The following is a 15127-nucleotide window of genomic DNA, read 5'->3' as shown; positions in this document are numbered from 1 at the left end:
GGCCCTGTCCCCTAACTGCCCTTGCGCAGGTCCCATATCCATACGCCGTCCACCCACTTTCCGGGACGGCCGAGAAGCGCGTCCACGGTCGCGCGCAGTTGTCCGTCGTTCTGTTGCGGGGCCAGGACGAGGAGGCCCGCCTTCCAGAACTCCAGGTCCTGGCGCACCGCCTCGCGCCAGTCGGGCGTGACCTCGGGGACGCGGCCCGAGGAGCGGACGTCGCGCAGGAGGGTGGAGGTGTTGCGGGGCGAGGGCCCGTAGATGCCGATGCGGTCCGGGCCCCAGGGGCCGTTGAAGTAGCCGCCGGGGATGCGGAAGCCCAGGTCGGCGGCGACCTGCCAGTGCAGGCCCTCCGCGTTGGCGGGGTCGGGGACCGGCACCGGGACGAGGGTCTCGCCCTTGCCGAGATACGTCCGCCAGGTGCCCTGCGCGATGAACGGCGGCACGTCGACCCGGTCCACGGCCTTCAGCGGCGCCGGGAAGACCGGCAGCAGCGCGAGGGCGACGGCCGCCACCCCAGCGAACCGGTGTGCGCGCCGGGGAGCGCGGAGCAGTCGTACGAGCGCCAGCGCGAGGAGCATGCCGAGCGCCGGGGCGCACACCATCGCCACGCGCGACTCGATGACGGACTCGAAGAGAGGTCGGCCGGAAAGCGCCGCCCACGGCCCCGGCAGGACGAGGTCGGTGAGCGGAATGCGGAACTTCGGGCCGAGCGAGAGCAGCGCGGCCGCGAGCACGGTGAACGCCAGCGCCTTGACGACCGTGCGCTCCCAGAGGCGTACGACGATCGCGAAGGCCAGGACGGCGAGCGGCCAGCCGTAGAAGGCGTTCTGCTCGGTCGGGTTCATGGCGAGGTGGTCGGCGGTCTCGTGGCTGCCCGCGAGTGAGCGCTCCGCGAAGGAGAGGAAGGCGAGCGGGCTGTTGCCGACGTTGTCGCCGTGCAGCACGCTCTTGTAGCTCTGCGGGCCGAAGAACTGCCAGTAGAGGGGGTACGCGACCAGGGGGATCGTGACGGCCAGGGCGATCCCGAGGCCGCGCGCGAGCGGGCGCCACGCGGCGCGTGCCACGTCGCGGCGCACGGCCGCGTACGCCAGCGCGAAGAGCAGCATGCCGAGCGCCGCCAGGAGCAGCGGCTCCTCGCCGAGGAAGATCTGGTACGTCGTACAGAGCCCGAGGACGACGCCGTCGCGTACGACCCGTGTGCCCTCGCAGAGCCGCAGCGCCCGCTCGATGATCAGCGGGATCATGAAGAGGACGATGAAGTTCGGGTGGGCGTTGGCGTGGCTGACCATCGGGGGCGCGAACGCGGCGAGGGCCGCGCCGACGGCGGCGGCGCCCCGGTGCGGGACGAGGCGTCTGCGGATCAGCGCGTACCAGCTGACGGCGGTGGCCGCGAGGCCGCCCGTCATCGCCACGTTCAGGGCGACCGCCGGACCGAGGAGCCAGGTCACGGGCGCGAGCGGCACGGACAGGCCCAGCATGACCGTGTTGGCCATGAGGTTCACGCCGTCCGGGACGTTCTGGAGGGTGGTGAACAGGGGGTTGTTCAGGTGCCGGACGTTGTCCGCCGTCACCGCGAAGAACCACTCCCACTGGTTCTGGTCCTGGAGCGAGTCCGGGATGTAGCGGTGGGCGGGTGCCGTCCAGCGGCTGGAGTACAGGGTGACCGAGAGGGCCAGGAAGAGGAGCGCGACGAGGACGTCGGCGCGGCGGACCGTGCGGGCCTTGAGGGTCGTCAGCTCGGCGAGGACCTTCACGTAGTCCAGCGGCCTGACCTTCGATCCCTCCTGGTGGGACCAGCGCACGGGCACCTCGGCGACGGGCCACCCCTGCCGCCTGAAGTACTGCAGTATCTCGACGTCGATGCCCCAGCCGTGCAGCCGGGACGCGGCGAACGCCTCACGGGCCCGGTCGCCGTCGAAGAGCTTGAAGCCGCACTGGGTGTCGCGGATTCCGGGGACGGCGACCGACCGTATGAGGAAGTTGCCGGTACGGCCGAGCAGCTCGCGCAGGCGGTGCTGGTGGGTGTCGATCGTCGCGCCGGGGCGGGCCCGGGAGCCGATCGCGGCCGCGTGGCCGTCGGTGAGCGCCTTGTCGAGGTGGTCGAGCTCCTCGATGGGCGCGGCGAGGTCGGCGTCGGTGACCAGGACGCGGCGGCCGTACGTGGCGAGGACGCCGAGCCGCAGCGCGTGGCCCTTGCCGCGGTTGCGGCCGCCGCGCACGAGCTGGACGCGGGGGTCCGCGGCGGACGCCTCGGCGGCGATCTCCGCGGTCCGGTCGGTGGAGCCGTCGTCGACGACGATCAGTTCCCAGGCGCCCCGGTAGGCCGTCTCGAGGTGGTCGCGGAGCGCGTCGAGCGTGGGGCCGAGGCGCTGCTCCTCGTTGTACGCGGGGACGACGACGGACAGGTCCACGCCCAGGTCCGCACTCATGCAGCGGCCAGCCGCTCGATGAGGGACAGGGAGTGCGCGTTGTACTCCCTGACGATCGCGTGCGCGGCCTCCGGGTCGTTGCGCACGAGGGCGTCGACGAGCTCGGTGTGCCGGGACCAGAGCAGACCGCGCAGGTCGCCGCCGTTGATGTCGCTCCAGCGGCGGAGGTGGGTGACGGCGCAGACCCAGGACTTCAGGCGCAGGCGGTGCAGGAAGTCGGAGAGGTGGGCGTTGCCGAAGAGGGCGCTGAGCTCGCGCCAGAAGCGGAGGTCGTAGCCGATGAGGACGGTCAGGTCGCCCGCGCAGGCGGCGCGGGCGGCTTCCTCGCCGCGGCGGCGGACGGAGAACAGGGCGTCCGCCGTGTCCCTGCGGGCGCCGTGTGCCATGAGGTCGCGGAAGATGCCGTCGGCGATGAGGCCGCGGGCCTCCAGCATGCCGCGGTAGTCGTCCAGGGTGTGCTCGTGGACGCGGAAGCCGCGGTGCTGGTCGGCGTCCAGGAGGCCCTGCGCGGTGAGGTTCACGAGGGCCTCGCGGACGGGGGTCGCGGAGACGCCGTACTGCTCGGCGATCTCCTTGACCGTGAATTCCTGCCCCGGCTCCAGCCTGCCTGCCAGGACCTCGTCGCGGAGGGCGTCGGCGATCTGCTGGCGCAGAGTGCTGCGGATGACGGCGGGGCCGTCGGTGCCGGGCATCTGGTTTCCCCCGCGGAGTCTGACGTGGTCGACGTGGTCGTCTTGCTTACGAGCACGTCACACTACGCGGTCGGGGTTCCGGGGCCGGGGGCGTGCGTCACACCCCCGACCGGCCCGTCACCCCAGGTGAGGGGCGTTACACGGTGTGTTCGTCGGCCGCCGAGAGGGCCGCGTCCAGCGCCGCGAGACCCTCCTTCGCCTCCGTCTCCGTGATGTTGCACGCGGGGACCACGTGGGTGCGGTTCATGTTGATGAACGGCCACAGTCCGTGCTTCTTCGCGGCGGCGCCGAACGCGGCCATGGGGGCGTTCGCGTCTCCGGTGGCGTTGTAGGGCACGAGGGGCTCGCGCGTCTCGCGGTTCTTGACCAGCTCCAGGGCCCAGAACATGCCGACGCCGCGCACCTCGCCGACGGAGGGGTGGCGCTCGGCGAGCGCACGCAGACCGGGCTCGACGACCTGGGCACCCAGCTTCGCCGCGTGCTCCACGATGCCCTCCTCCGCCATGACGTTGATCGTCGCGACGGCTGCGGCGCAGGCCAGCGGGTGGCCGGAGTACGTGAGGCCGCCCGGGTAGGGGCGCTTGGCGAAGGTCTCCGCGATCTTCCCGGAGATGGCGACGCCGCCGAGCGGCACGTATCCGGAGTTCACGCCCTTCGCGAAGGTCAGCAGGTCCGGGGTGACGTCGAAGAGGTCGGCGGCGAACCACTCGCCGGTGCGGCCGAAGCCGGCCATGACCTCGTCGAGGATGAACACGATGCCGTACTTGTCGCAGAGCTCGCGGACGCCGGCGAGGTAGCCGGGCGGGGGGATCATGATCCCCGCGGTCCCGGGCACGGTCTCCAGGATGATCGCGGCGACGGTCTGCGGCCCCTCGAAGACGATGGTGTCCTCCAGGTGCTGGAGGGCGCGCTCGCACTCCTGCTGCTCGGTCTCCGCGTAGAAACGGGAGCGGTAGAGGAAGGGCGCCCAGAACCGGACGACGCCCGCCGCTCCCGTGTCCGAGGCCCAGCGGCGCGGGTCGCCAGTGAGGTTGATGGCCTGGTGGGTGCCGCCGTGATACGAGCGGTAGGCCGAGAGCACCTTGGGGCGGCCCGTGTGCAGGCGGGCCATCCGGGTGGCGTGCTCGACGGCGTCGGCGCCGGCGTTCGTGAAGAAGATCTTGTCCAGGTCGCCGGGGGTCCGCTCGGCGATGAGGCGTGCGGCCTCGGAGCGGGCTTCCACGGCGAAGGCGGGGGCGAAGGTCGTCATCGTCGCCGCCTGTTCCTGTATGGCGGCGACGACCTTCGGGTGCTGGTACCCGATGTTGGTGTAGACGAGTCCGCTGGTGAAGTCGAGGTAGCGGTTTCCGTCGTAGTCCCAGAAGTAGGCGCCCTCGGCGCCGGCGATGGCCGGCGGGTCGATGAGCTCCTGTGCGGACCAGGAGTGGAAGACGTGTGCGCGGTCCGCGGCCTTCACGGCGGCGCCGACCTGGGGATTCGGCTGAGGGGTCATGGGGCCGAGGGTAGATGTCCACGGAGTGGACGGGACATGGGCGTCTTGTCGTACGTGGCGTCTTGAACCCGACAGAGTGTCGGGGGACGTGTGCTCGCGGGCCGCGGGCCGGTGGTAGCTGGTCGCGCAGTTCCCCGCGCCCCTGGGGAAGACCCCTGGGCGCTGCCGTATGCGTCCCCTCATGGTGCGGGGTGGGAGGACTGCCCAGGGGCGCGGGGAACTGCGCGAGCAACCACATGCGGCCCGCACGGAAGGTGGACTCCCCCAGGGGCGCGGGGAACTGCGCGAGCAACCGCATGCGGCCCGCACGGGCAAGCGGGGCTCAGTCGTCGTCCCTGTCCGGGAGGATCTTCGCCTTCGGCGTGCCCCCCGCGCAGCGGATCTCATACGGGAGGTCCGGCTGATCGTCGTCGTCACCCGGCTCCGCCTCCAGACGAGCCACCGCCCCCGGCCCCCGCTCCACGTCGTCATCGATGTGGAACCCGTCCGCCGGACTCCAGGAGACGAGCCGCACCGTGCCGTCGGCCCGGCACTCCACCGTCGCCGACCCCCCGGTGAAGCGGACCGTGGAGCGCTCGGCCGAGGGCGTCGACGTAGGCGTCGACGTAGGCGTCGGCGGCGTCGGGGGCGTGGACGTCGACCGTGACGTGGGAGTCGGCGTAGACGCCGTCAAGGCTTTCCGTACCGCCGCCTCGTCCAGCGGACGACTGTGCGCCGCACCCCCCGCCCCGTCCGAGTCGGAGCTCGCCAACTGCCAGGCGCCCAGCGCCCCCGCCGCCGTGCCCACGGCCACCCACGCCGCCGTTACGACCGCGTTCCGCCACTTCCTCATTCCGCCACTGTGCCGCATCGTTTCCTAACGCCCGGTTAAGAGTCCGGTCAGATAAGAATCCGGTCAGACCCCGGCAAGGCTCGTGCCCCGGCCCTCACTACGGTGGTTGTATGGCACATCTTCTCGTCGTCGAGGACGATCCCCAGCTCCGCGGCGCGCTCGTGCGGGCCCTGCGCGACAAGGGGCACGCCGTGGCGACCGCGCCCAGCGGCATGGCGGGGCTCGACGCGGCGGTGACCAGCAGGCCCGACCTGGTCGTGCTCGATCTGGGGCTGCCCGACGTCGACGGGGCGCAGGTGCTGCGCATGCTGCGGGCCGTCAGCGACGTCCCCGTCATCGTGGCGACGGCGCGGGACGACGAGCCCGAGATGGTCACCGTCCTGGAGGCCGGCGCGGACGACTACATCGTCAAGCCGTTCGGCGCCGCCCAGCTCGACGCCCGCGTCAAGGCCGTACTGCGGCGGCTCGGCGTGTTCGAGACCGAGGAGCCGTTGCGCGTGGGCGGTCTCTCCGTCGACCCGGCCTCCCGTGAGGTCACCCTCGACGAGGCCGCCGTCGACCTGACGCCCCGCGAGTTCGACCTCCTCGCCTACCTCGCCCGCCGCCCCGGCCAGGTCGTCTCGCGCCGCGAACTGCTCGCCGAGGTCTGGCAACAGCCCCTGGGCGGCGCCGACAAGACCGTCGACGTCCACCTGTCCTGGCTCCGCCGCAAGCTCGGCGAGACGGCCCAGCGCCCGCGCTATCTGCACACCGTCCGCACGGTCGGCGTCAAGCTGGCACCACCCGGCGAACAGGAACCCTGCGACCAGGATCCCGCCTGATGCGCCGCAGCCTGCTCCTCCTGACCGCCGCCACGACCGCTCTCGTCCTCACCGCCCTCCTCGTCCCCCTCACGCTCCTCACCCGGAGCCACGCGGCCGACCGCGCCACCGCCGAGGCCACCGCCCGCGCCCAGTGGGTCGCCCACGCCCTCGGCCCGGTCCTCGCGACCGCCGACGAGCGGGAGACCGCCGAGCAGACGGTGGAGAGCGTCAACGGGAATGATCTGCCCAGCACTTCGCTCATCCTCGCCGACGGCGAGGTCATCGGCCCCCGGCTGGGACACGGATCCGCCGTCACGGACCCCGTACGCCTCGCCCGCACCGGCCGCGCCTTCACCTACGAACCCGGCTCCGGCGGCCGCCTCGTCCTGGTCCCCGTGCAGGGCGCCAAGGACGGCACGGCCGTCGTGCAAGTGACGCTCAGCGAAAAGCAGTTGTACGCGGGCACGCTCGCGTCCTGGCTCGTGCTGGCCGGCATCGGGGTCGGTCTCGTACTCGTGGGTCTCCTGCTCGCCGACCGGCTCGGCGCGCGCCTGGTCGGGGCGACGCGCCGCCTCGCCCGTACCGCGGACCGGCTCGCCGCCGGTGACCTGACGGCCCGCGCCGAGCCGGAGGGCCCGCCCGAGCTGCGCCTGATCGCGGGCGAGCTGAACCGTCTCGCCGCCCGCATCGACGAGCTCCTCACCGCCGAGCGCGAGAACGCCGCCGACCTCGCGCACCGCCTGCGCACCCCCGTGGCCGCCCTGCGCCTTGATGCGGAGACCCTCCGCGACCCGGACGAGGCGCACCGCATCGCCGCGGACGTGTCGGCGCTGGAGCGCAGCGTCGACGACGTGATCCGCAAGGCCAGGCGCCCCCTGCGGGAGGCGCCTCGCGCGGACCTGGCGGCGGTCGCACGGGAACGTACGGCGTTCTGGGCGCCGTTGGCGGAGGACCAGAGCCGAGCCGTGCGCACCGACACCCCCGACACCGAGATCCCCGTCCCCGTCCCCGCGGACGAACTCACCGCCGCCCTCGACGCGCTCATCGGCAACGTCCTGGACCACACCCCGCACGGCACCGCCTTCTCCCTCACCGTGCGCCGCGCACCCGACGGGCGGCGGGCGGAGCTGACCGTCGCCGACGAGGGGCCAGGCTTCCCCGACCCTGGGGCCGCCCCCGACCGCGGCACGAGCGGCGCGGGCTCCACGGGCCTCGGCCTGGACATCGCGCGCCGCACGGCGGAGGAGGCGGGCGGCACGTTCGAGACAGCGACGGCCACGCCTCAGGGCTCCGGCGCCCGCGTGACCCTCACCTTCCCCCTTCCGCGCCCCCTGCCCCTCACGCCCCCGCGCGCGCACCCCGGGGGAACGCCGTCCGGACCGCCCGAGCCCACTTGTTGATGCCCAGCTCGGGCCTGACCGCGGCGTACCCCCCGCAGTACTTGGTGAAGTCCGCCGCCCGCACCCCGAACCGGTGCAGCACGCGGTCGGCCTCCGTCAGATGGCCCTTGGTCTTGGTCTCGACCAGGACCAGTCCGCTGTCGGCGGCCGCGCTGCGCCCCGTCACCGTGTCGCGCACGACGAGCCCCGCGTCGCAGGTGACGCGCTGCCCGTCGGCGACGAACGTGGCCCGCTGGTAGTCGGTGACGAGGGAGGTGGTGAGCCCGTCCGGCGCCTCGATGCCGTACGACCCGCGCAGCACGCCCGCGAGGAACCCGAGCCGCACCCCGTCGAGGGCGTGGTCGTCGCCTTCCAGGCGCTGCCGGTGCTTGACGGTCTCGCCGCGTCCGCTCTTCAGCTTGATCTCGAACTGCCGCTCGCCGCTGTCCTGGTAGACCCGCTCCCGTATGCGGTAGCGGAGGCGGCGGCCCTGGCGGTGGTCGTGGAAGGTGCCGAGGTCCGGGGTGTCGTAGTACGTCGAGTGGTACCGGAACCAGCGCTTGCCGCCGATGCTGAGCGCCCGGAAAGGGCCGCCGGACCGGCGCGGGTCGGTGAGGAGGGCGGCGAGATCCTCGAAGATCTCGACCGGCACGAGGTAGCTGTTGTCGAAGCGGGCGAGCAGCTCCGCCCTGGCGTTGACCTCGTCCAGCGCGATGGGGTGCGCGGCGGTGGCGGCGCGGCCGATGGCGCGTACGGCGGGGTTCACACGGTCTCCTTCGGGTGGCTGGGGGCGATCGTGCGGGACCGGGTCGTGCGTCGTCGTACCGTCAACTCCCGGGAGGTCACGGAAGGTTCCGGCTGACGGAAACGTACTTCCAACACCATGAGGTCACGTACGTAGTCGACTTCCTGGACGGTCCACCCCAGCGGCTCCCCGAGCCGCCGCGCGAGTTCGGCCCGCAGGGAGTCCTCGTCGCGGTGGACGGAGTCCAGGGTGACGACGGTCCGCCGGTCGCGGGCGAAGAGGCGGGGGTGGTCGGCGCCGTACATCACGGCGAGCAGGACACCGGCGAGGAGCGCGGCCACGGGCAGACCGAGCGCGGGCAGACCGCAGAGGAGCCCGAGTACGAGGGTGATGAAGTAGTACGCGACTTCCTGGTGCTGCAGCGCGTCGGAGCGCAGCCGCACGATCGAGAGCACGCCGAAGAGCCCGAACCCGAGCGCGAGTCCGCCGTCGCCGCCGACGGTCCCGAGTCCGGCGACGATCGCGAACAGGGCGACGTTCAGGGCGAGATACGCGGGGACGAGCTCGCGCCTGCGGTGCCGCGGATAGAACACGCCGAAGGTCAGCAGGGCGACGGCGGCGAGGTCGAGTCCCAGGTGGGCGCAGAGGGTCAGGGTGCTGTCCATGGCGAGGACGCTAGGGAGCGGAAGGTTAAGCCCGCCCCTGGCGAGCGTTAACGAACGTCCCCGGCCCCTCCATCCCCGGACCATTGACAGCATGCTGTCATTACGACAGCATGCTTACATACGCAGCAACGCAAGGCACGCCACTCGCTCGCACCGCTCGCACCCCCGGAGGCTCGCATGTCCCTCACGTCCCGCAAGCCCGTGCACCTGGCCCTCTACGACACGTTCGCCGACTGGGAGACGGGCCACGCCACGGCCTGGCTCGCCCGCTTCGGATACGAGATCCGCACGGTCGCCCCGACGGCCGAACCCGTCGTCTCCCTCGGCGGCCTGCGCGTACAGCCCGACCTCTCCCTCGCCGAACTGCGCCCCGAGGACAGCTCCCTGCTGATCCTGCCGGGCGCGGACCTGTGGGACACGAGCGACGACCTCGCCCCGTTCGCCCGCACGGCCCGCGCGTTCCTGGACGCGGGCGTCCCGGTGGGCGCGATCTGCGGGGCCACGGCGGGCCTGGCCCGCGAGGGGCTGCTCGACGACCGCACGCACACGAGCGGGGCGTCCATGTATCTGGCCGCCACCGGCTACAAGGGCGGCGAGAGATACGCCGAGACGGACGCGGTGACCGACGGCGACCTGATCACGGCGGGCCCGACGGAACCCGTCGCGTTCGCCCGCGAGATCTTCGGCCGCCTCGGCGACGTGCTCGACGCCGAGAAGCTCGACGCGTGGTACCGCCTCTTCCACGACTCGGACCCGGCGGCGTACGAAACGCTGAACTCGTGAGCGACGACCGCCAGGACCTCCTGAGCCGCACCGCACTGACCGTCTTCCGCCTCAACGGCCAGTTCCTCACCGCGTCCGAGGAACTGGCCAAGCCCGCCGGGCTCACCGCTGCCTGGTGGCAAGTGCTCGGCGCGGTGCTGCGCGACCCGCTGCCGGTCGCGGGAATCGCCCGCGCGATGGGCATCACGCGCCAGAGCGTGCAGCGCGTGGCGGACCTCCTGGTCCGCAAGGGCCTCGCCGAGTACGTCCCGAACCCGGCCCACCGCCGCGCCAAACTCCTCCGCCCGACGGAGGAGGGTCGAGCCGCGGTGGCCCGCATCGAGCCGGGCCACGCGGACTTGGCGTCCCGCTTGGCGGACGCGCTCGGCGAGACGGAGTTCGCGGATACGGTACGGGTGCTGGAACGCCTCGCCACGGTCCTGGACGACGTCGTCGACGCGGACGCGGGGGCCTCCGGGCCCGTCACGGAACCGTAGACGGCGGTCCCTGCACATCCTGTCGTACCGCCGCACTATCCTCACCCTGTTGCACACCAATGGGGGGAGGTCGGTGCGGCGATGGAGAAGCTCGTGCCCGGGGATCCGCAGCGGATCGGCGCGTACCGTCTGTTGGCGCGGCTCGGGGCCGGAGGCATGGGGCACGTGTACCTCGCCCGGTCCGAGCGGGGTCGTACGGTCGCCGTGAAGCTCGTTCGCCAGGAGCTCGCCGAGCAGGAGGAGTTCAGGAACCGGTTCCGGCAGGAAGTGCAGGCCGCCCGGCAGGTGGGGGGTGCGTGGACCGCGCCCGTCCTGGATGCCGACACCGAGGCCGCCATCCCGTGGCTCGCCACCGGGTACGTGGCCGGGCCCTCCCTCCAGAGTGTCGTCTCGCACGACCACGGGCCCCTGCCCGAGCGGTCCGTCAACATTCTCGGGGCCGGGCTCGCCCACGCCCTCAAGGACATTCACGCCGCCGGCATGGTCCACCGTGACCTCAAGCCGTCCAACGTCCTCGTCACCATCGACGGGCCCCGCGTCATCGACTTCGGTATCGCGCGCGCCCTGGAGACGGTCACCGACGGCGGTCTCACCCGTACCGGCGCGCTCGTCGGGTCGCCCGGGTTCATGGCGCCCGAGCAGGTGCGGGGGGACCGGATCACCCCCGCCTGCGACGTCTTCTGTCTCGGGTCCGTGCTCGCCTACGCCGCCTCCGGCGCCCTGCCCTTCGGCACGGCCAACAGTGGCGTGCACGCGCTGATGTTCCGCATCGCGCAGGAGGAGCCGGATCTGGAGGGGCTGCCCGAAGGGCTCGCGGAGCTGATCGCCGCCTGCCTTCGCAAGGAGCCGGGCGACCGGCCCTCCCTCGACGAGGTTCTCGAGCGCACGGGGGCCGCCGACGCCCTGGGGGACGACGGGCACACGCTCGATCCCTGGCTGCCCGGCGCCCTCGTCGCCCAACTGGGGCGTCACGCCGTGCAGTTGCTGGACGCCGAGGATCCCGAAGACGCGGGGGAGGAAGGCGCCGAGGGCCCCAAGGGTGTGGGGAAGCCTCAGGGGGCCACTCCCCCTCCGCCCGGCAAGCCCGGGACCGCCCCCCTCGACCACCTGCCCACCATGGTCTCCGGGCAGGCCCCTCCCACGCCGCCGCCCGGCGCCCCGGTGTACGGCTACCCGCAGCACGTCCCCGCGCCGCAGGCGGCCCCGGCCCAGCACCCCGCCTACGGATACCCCCACCAGCCGCCCCCGCCCGGGTTCGGGTCCACTCCCCCCTACGGGCCCGTTCCGCCGCCCGAGCCCGCGCGGCGCAGTGGGCGGTCCACCGCCGCGCTGATCGCCGTCGCGCTGATAGTGGCTCTCGGAGCGGGCGGCACCGTCTACGCCGTCATGAACGGCGACAGCGCCGAGGACAAGCAGCGCGACGACTCCGCCAACGGAAACCAGGCCAGCAGCGCGCCGAGGACTCCGGGGCCCTCCACACCGGGGCCCGAGTCGAGCTCTCCCGAACCGTCGCCGTCCGACAGTGACGACGGCGCCATCCCGGACAAGTACCTCGGCACCTGGTCCGGCGGCCTCGACACCGACGACGGCCACAGCACCCGCGAACTCACCCTCCAGCAGGGCGAGACCGGCGACACCGTGCTGTCCGTGACGGCCGACGGGCCCGCCGACGGCGGCGGCACCTATCACTGCGTCTTCCAGGGCAAACTCGTGTCCGCGTCCGGCGAGCGGTTGCGCATCGGGCCCACCGAGGTCATTGTCGGCGAGCCCATGACGTCCTGCACGCCCGGCGACCCGAGCGTCATCACCATCCTCGGCAACGGCAAGCTGCGGCGCGCCAACACGGACGGCAGCGGCGAGCTGACGTACGACAAGGGGAACTGAACCCTCCGGCAACAGCTGCCGACGGGACCGCGAAGCCGGCGCCCGCCGGCTCCGCGCCGCCTACCGTCACCGCCCATGGACTGGTTGAGCGCCGAGAACACCATCGCCGTGCTCACCGCTGTCCTCGGGCTCGCCGCCACCGTCGGCGCGCTCTGGTACGAGCGGAGGGTGCCTCGGCGCAAACGCATCGGGTATCGCGTCCAGTTGGACACCGCCATAGGCGACAACGTACGGACGGGCGGCGCCAACGCCCGCCTCGGGCTCTTCGACGAGACCCCCGAGATGTCCGACGCCACGCTCGTCCTGCTGCGCGTCGAGAACGACGGCTCGCAGGCCGTCTCCGACGCCGACTACAGCGGGCGCGCGCTCCACGGGCTCACCGCCGTCTTCACCGGACGCACCGTCCGCGGCCTCGCCGTCACCGCGCCGTCCGGTGACGACCACCTGATGGAGCACTTCACCGCAGCGGCCGGGCTGCGGTACGAGGGCAGCACCCTGCACATCCCGCGCGTCCCCCTCAACCGGGGGCAGCACTACAAACTCCTCGTCCTGCTCACCGGCGGACCCGTCGGCGGCGAGGTCACGCTCTTCGGCGGCATCCAGGCAGGCGACGTACAGCCCAACCGGTCCACCACCGTCGACGACAAGCCGCCGCTGCTGTCCCGGCCCGCCCAGCTCCTGACCGTCCTGCTCACCCTGTCCGTCGTCACCTTCGCCTCGATCATCGTGCTCCGCGAGGACGACTGCCCCGGCTCCGCCATCACGGTCAGCGCCCATGGCAGCGCGGCGGGCGTGCGGGAACTCGACGACGCGGGGCGGAAGTTCGCCCGGGAGAAGCGTCGAAAGGGGGCCCCGGCCCTGCTCGCCTTCTCCGACGGGCCCAAGTCCGACGGCTTCCCCCGGCTCGCCGAGACCCGCGTCGCCGTCTCCGTCTTCGCGCTCGTCCTCAACGACCACGTGCCGGTGCGGAATCTGACCCTGCCGCAGGTGCGTCGGATCTACCGCGGCGACGTACGCAACTGGAAGGAGCTCGGCGGGCCCGACCTGCCCGTCGTCCTCGTCAGCCGCGGCTCAAGCTCCGGGACCCGCGACACGCTCCAGCGCCGCGTCCTCGGCGGCACCTTCGAGATCAAGGCGTCGTCCAACGACTGCCTCGGCAAGGACGACCCGTCCGTGCCCGTCACCCGCTGCGAACTCGACTCCACCGACCAGGTCCTCGACACCGTCGGCCGCATCCCGGGCGCCATCGGCTACGGCGAACTCCGCGCCGCCTCCGGCCTCAAGGGCCTGCACCGGCTCGGCCTGGAGGGCCACGCCCCCTCGGCCGAACACCTGGAGAGGAGCGGCTACCCCTACCGCGAGATCGAGTACGCCTACACCTACGGCCTGCCGCCCGGGGACTCCCTCGCCGCCGGGTTCCTCGCCTACGCGCGCGGCACCGGCCTCGACGTCATCCGCACCCACGGCCACCTGCCGTGCGCGACGCCGGAGGGGCTGCGGGTATGCGCGGAGGGGCGCCCCGGCGGCGGTGCCGGGACGCCCCTCTCACCGAGCTCGGAGAGCTCGCACAGCGGTGGTTCCTAGACGAACGAGTTGATCTCGATCGTCTCCGTGCGGCCCGGGCCCACGCCGATCGCGGAGATCGGCGCGCCGGACATCTCCTCCAGCGCCTTCACGTAGCCCTGCGCGTTCTTCGGCAGGTCGGAGAAGGTCTGCGCCTTGGTGATGTCCTCGGACCAGCCCGGCAGCATCTCGTAGATCGGCTTCGCGTGGTGGAAGTCGGTCTGGTTGTACGGGAGCTCCTCGACGCGCTTGCCGTCGATCTCGTACGCCACGCAGACCGGGATCTGCTCCCAGCCGGTGAGGACGTCGAGCTTCGTGAGGAAGAAGTCCGTGAGGCCGTTGACGCGCGTCGCGTAGCGGGCGATCGGGGCGTCGAACCAGCCGCAGCGGCGGTCACGGCCCGTCGTCACACCACGCTCGCCGCCGATGGTGCGCAGCGCCTCGCCGTCCGCGTCGAACAGCTCCGTCGGGAACGGGCCCGCGCCGACGCGGGTCGTGTACGCCTTCAGGATGCCGATGACCCGGCTGATCTTCGTCGGGCCCACGCCCGTACCCGTGCAGGCGCCGCCCGCGGTCGGGTTCGAGGAGGTGACGAAGGGGTACGTGCCGTGGTCCACGTCCAGGAGCGTGCCCTGGCCGCCCTCGAACAGGACGACCTTGTCGTCGTCGAGCGCGTTGTTCAGGATCAGCGTCGTGTCGGCGACGTACTGCTTGATGTTCTCGCCGTGCTCCAGGAGCTGCTCGACGATCTGCTCCGACTCGATCGCGCGCCGGTTGAAGACCTTGGTCAGGAGCTGGTTCTTCTGCTCCAGGGCCGCTTCGACCTTCTGCTTCAGGATCGACTCGTCGTAGAGGTCCTGGACGCGGATGCCGGTGCGGTTGATCTTGTCGGCGTACGTCGGGCCGATGCCGCGGCCGGTCGTGCCGATCTTCCGCTTGCCGAGGAAGCGCTCGCCGACCTTGTCGACCGTGACGTTGTACGGCGTGATGATGTGCGCGTTGCCGCTGATCAGCAGCTTCGACGTGTCGACGCCGCGCTCGTTCAGACCGCTCAGCTCGGAGAGCAGGACCGACGGGTCGACGACGACTCCGTTGCCGATGACGGGCACGCAGTCCGGGGAGAGAATCCCGGAAGGGAGGAGATGCAGCGCGTACTTCTGGTCGCCGACGACGACCGTGTGGCCGGCGTTGTTGCCGCCCTGGTAGCGCACTACATAGTCCACGGAGCCACCGAGCAGGTCAGTGGCCTTTCCCTTGCCTTCGTCACCCCACTGAGCACCGAGCAGCACAAGTGCGGGCACAGGCGTACACCCCTTCCGGGCGGGGCATGTCCAAGGTCTGGGGCCGTAGCCGCCGTATGGGTGTGCCTTGGATGCTGCCC

13 protein-coding genes are annotated in these 15127 nt (G+C 72.2%); 6 read left to right on the top strand and 7 right to left on the bottom strand.

What is annotated here, in order from left to right:
- Positions 1-11: 11 nt before the first annotated feature.
- The 4 genes from DEJ49_RS19215 to DEJ49_RS19200 form a co-directional block, all read right to left on the bottom strand.
- A complete protein-coding gene (locus DEJ49_RS19215) occupies positions 12-2432 on the bottom strand; it encodes a dolichyl-phosphate beta-glucosyltransferase (protein ID WP_150185266.1) in 2421 nt (806 codons plus the stop codon).
- On the bottom strand, positions 2429-3124 hold the full coding sequence (locus DEJ49_RS19210) for a GntR family transcriptional regulator (protein WP_150185265.1): 696 nt from the start codon (positions 3122-3124) through the stop codon (positions 2429-2431). The genes DEJ49_RS19215 and DEJ49_RS19210 overlap by 4 nt, the downstream gene beginning before the upstream one ends.
- Before the next feature lie 136 nt (positions 3125-3260).
- Entirely contained in the window at positions 3261-4616 is a 1356-nt protein-coding gene (locus DEJ49_RS19205) for an aspartate aminotransferase family protein (protein WP_150185264.1), read from the bottom strand.
- A gap of 322 nt (positions 4617-4938) precedes the next feature.
- Positions 4939-5448, bottom strand: coding sequence for a hypothetical protein (locus tag DEJ49_RS19200; protein ID WP_150185263.1), 510 nt, complete (start codon positions 5446-5448; stop codon positions 4939-4941).
- 110 nt (positions 5449-5558) lie between these two features.
- On the opposite strand from DEJ49_RS19200, the gene DEJ49_RS19195 reads away from it, so the two are divergent.
- Both DEJ49_RS19195 and DEJ49_RS19190 read left to right on the top strand, forming a co-directional pair.
- Positions 5559-6269, top strand: coding sequence for a response regulator transcription factor (locus tag DEJ49_RS19195; protein WP_150185262.1), 711 nt, complete (start codon positions 5559-5561; stop codon positions 6267-6269).
- Entirely contained in the window at positions 6269-7651 is a 1383-nt protein-coding gene (locus tag DEJ49_RS19190) for a sensor histidine kinase (protein ID WP_150185261.1), read from the top strand. The genes DEJ49_RS19195 and DEJ49_RS19190 overlap by 1 nt, the downstream gene beginning before the upstream one ends.
- Here DEJ49_RS19190 and DEJ49_RS19185 read toward each other — a convergent pair.
- Both DEJ49_RS19185 and DEJ49_RS19180 read right to left on the bottom strand, forming a co-directional pair.
- Entirely contained in the window at positions 7590-8396 is an 807-nt protein-coding gene (locus DEJ49_RS19185) for a VTC domain-containing protein (protein WP_150185260.1), read from the bottom strand. The two genes, DEJ49_RS19190 and DEJ49_RS19185, sit on opposite strands and share 62 nt — an antisense overlap.
- Positions 8393-9040: a DUF4956 domain-containing protein gene (locus tag DEJ49_RS19180; protein WP_150185259.1), complete on the bottom strand. Its 648-nt coding sequence runs from the start codon at positions 9038-9040 to the stop codon at positions 8393-8395. The genes DEJ49_RS19185 and DEJ49_RS19180 overlap by 4 nt, the downstream gene beginning before the upstream one ends.
- A 177-nt stretch (positions 9041-9217) precedes the next feature.
- On the opposite strand from DEJ49_RS19180, the gene DEJ49_RS19175 reads away from it, so the two are divergent.
- The 4 genes from DEJ49_RS19175 to DEJ49_RS19160 all read left to right on the top strand — a co-directional run bounded on the left by DEJ49_RS19175 (position 9218) and on the right by DEJ49_RS19160 (position 13767).
- The gene (locus tag DEJ49_RS19175) at positions 9218-9823 is read left to right on the top strand and encodes a DJ-1/PfpI family protein (protein ID WP_150185258.1); all 606 of its coding nucleotides are present in this window, start codon (positions 9218-9220) and stop codon (positions 9821-9823) included.
- Positions 9820-10299 carry a MarR family winged helix-turn-helix transcriptional regulator gene (locus DEJ49_RS19170; RefSeq protein ID WP_150185257.1) on the top strand — a complete coding sequence of 160 codons (480 nt, stop codon included), beginning with the start codon at positions 9820-9822 and terminating at the stop codon, positions 10297-10299. The genes DEJ49_RS19175 and DEJ49_RS19170 overlap by 4 nt, the downstream gene beginning before the upstream one ends.
- Positions 10300-10380: 81 nt before the next feature.
- Positions 10381-12183: a serine/threonine-protein kinase gene (locus DEJ49_RS19165; RefSeq protein ID WP_150185256.1), complete on the top strand. Its 1803-nt coding sequence runs from the start codon at positions 10381-10383 to the stop codon at positions 12181-12183.
- Between the two features lie 75 nt (positions 12184-12258).
- Complete coding sequence (locus DEJ49_RS19160) at positions 12259-13767, top strand: substrate-binding domain-containing protein (RefSeq protein WP_150185255.1); 1509 nt, start codon at positions 12259-12261, stop codon at positions 13765-13767.
- On the opposite strand, the gene DEJ49_RS19155 is transcribed toward DEJ49_RS19160, so the two are convergent.
- On the bottom strand, positions 13764-15047 hold the full coding sequence (locus DEJ49_RS19155) for an adenylosuccinate synthase (RefSeq protein WP_150185254.1): 1284 nt from the start codon (positions 15045-15047) through the stop codon (positions 13764-13766). The two genes, DEJ49_RS19160 and DEJ49_RS19155, sit on opposite strands and share 4 nt — an antisense overlap.
- Between the last annotated feature and the right edge of the window lie 80 nt (positions 15048-15127).

It is taken from the genome of Streptomyces venezuelae, assembly GCF_008642335.1.
Taxonomy (GTDB): Bacteria; Actinomycetota; Actinomycetes; order Streptomycetales; family Streptomycetaceae; genus Streptomyces; species Streptomyces venezuelae_F.
This window is presented reverse-complemented; position numbering and strand designations above follow the sequence as displayed.

What these genes read in the sequence shown, in the direction of transcription:
- DEJ49_RS19180 (WP_150185259.1), bottom strand. Translation starts at nt 9,040, where the DNA reads ATGGACAGCACCCTGACCCTCTGCGCCCACCTGGGACTCGACCTCGCC.
- DEJ49_RS19190 (WP_150185261.1), top strand. Translation starts at nt 6,269, where the DNA reads ATGCGCCGCAGCCTGCTCCTCCTGACCGCCGCCACGACCGCTCTCGTC.
- DEJ49_RS19205 (WP_150185264.1), bottom strand. Translation starts at nt 4,616, where the DNA reads ATGACCCCTCAGCCGAATCCCCAGGTCGGCGCCGCCGTGAAGGCCGCG.
- DEJ49_RS19195 (WP_150185262.1), top strand. Translation starts at nt 5,559, where the DNA reads ATGGCACATCTTCTCGTCGTCGAGGACGATCCCCAGCTCCGCGGCGCG.
- DEJ49_RS19160 (WP_150185255.1), top strand. Translation starts at nt 12,259, where the DNA reads ATGGACTGGTTGAGCGCCGAGAACACCATCGCCGTGCTCACCGCTGTC.
- DEJ49_RS19175 (WP_150185258.1), top strand. Translation starts at nt 9,218, where the DNA reads ATGTCCCTCACGTCCCGCAAGCCCGTGCACCTGGCCCTCTACGACACG.
- DEJ49_RS19215 (WP_150185266.1), bottom strand. Translation starts at nt 2,432, where the DNA reads ATGAGTGCGGACCTGGGCGTGGACCTGTCCGTCGTCGTCCCCGCGTAC.
- DEJ49_RS19200 (WP_150185263.1), bottom strand. Translation starts at nt 5,448, where the DNA reads ATGAGGAAGTGGCGGAACGCGGTCGTAACGGCGGCGTGGGTGGCCGTG.
- DEJ49_RS19210 (WP_150185265.1), bottom strand. Translation starts at nt 3,124, where the DNA reads ATGCCCGGCACCGACGGCCCCGCCGTCATCCGCAGCACTCTGCGCCAG.
- DEJ49_RS19165 (WP_150185256.1), top strand. Translation starts at nt 10,381, where the DNA reads ATGGAGAAGCTCGTGCCCGGGGATCCGCAGCGGATCGGCGCGTACCGT.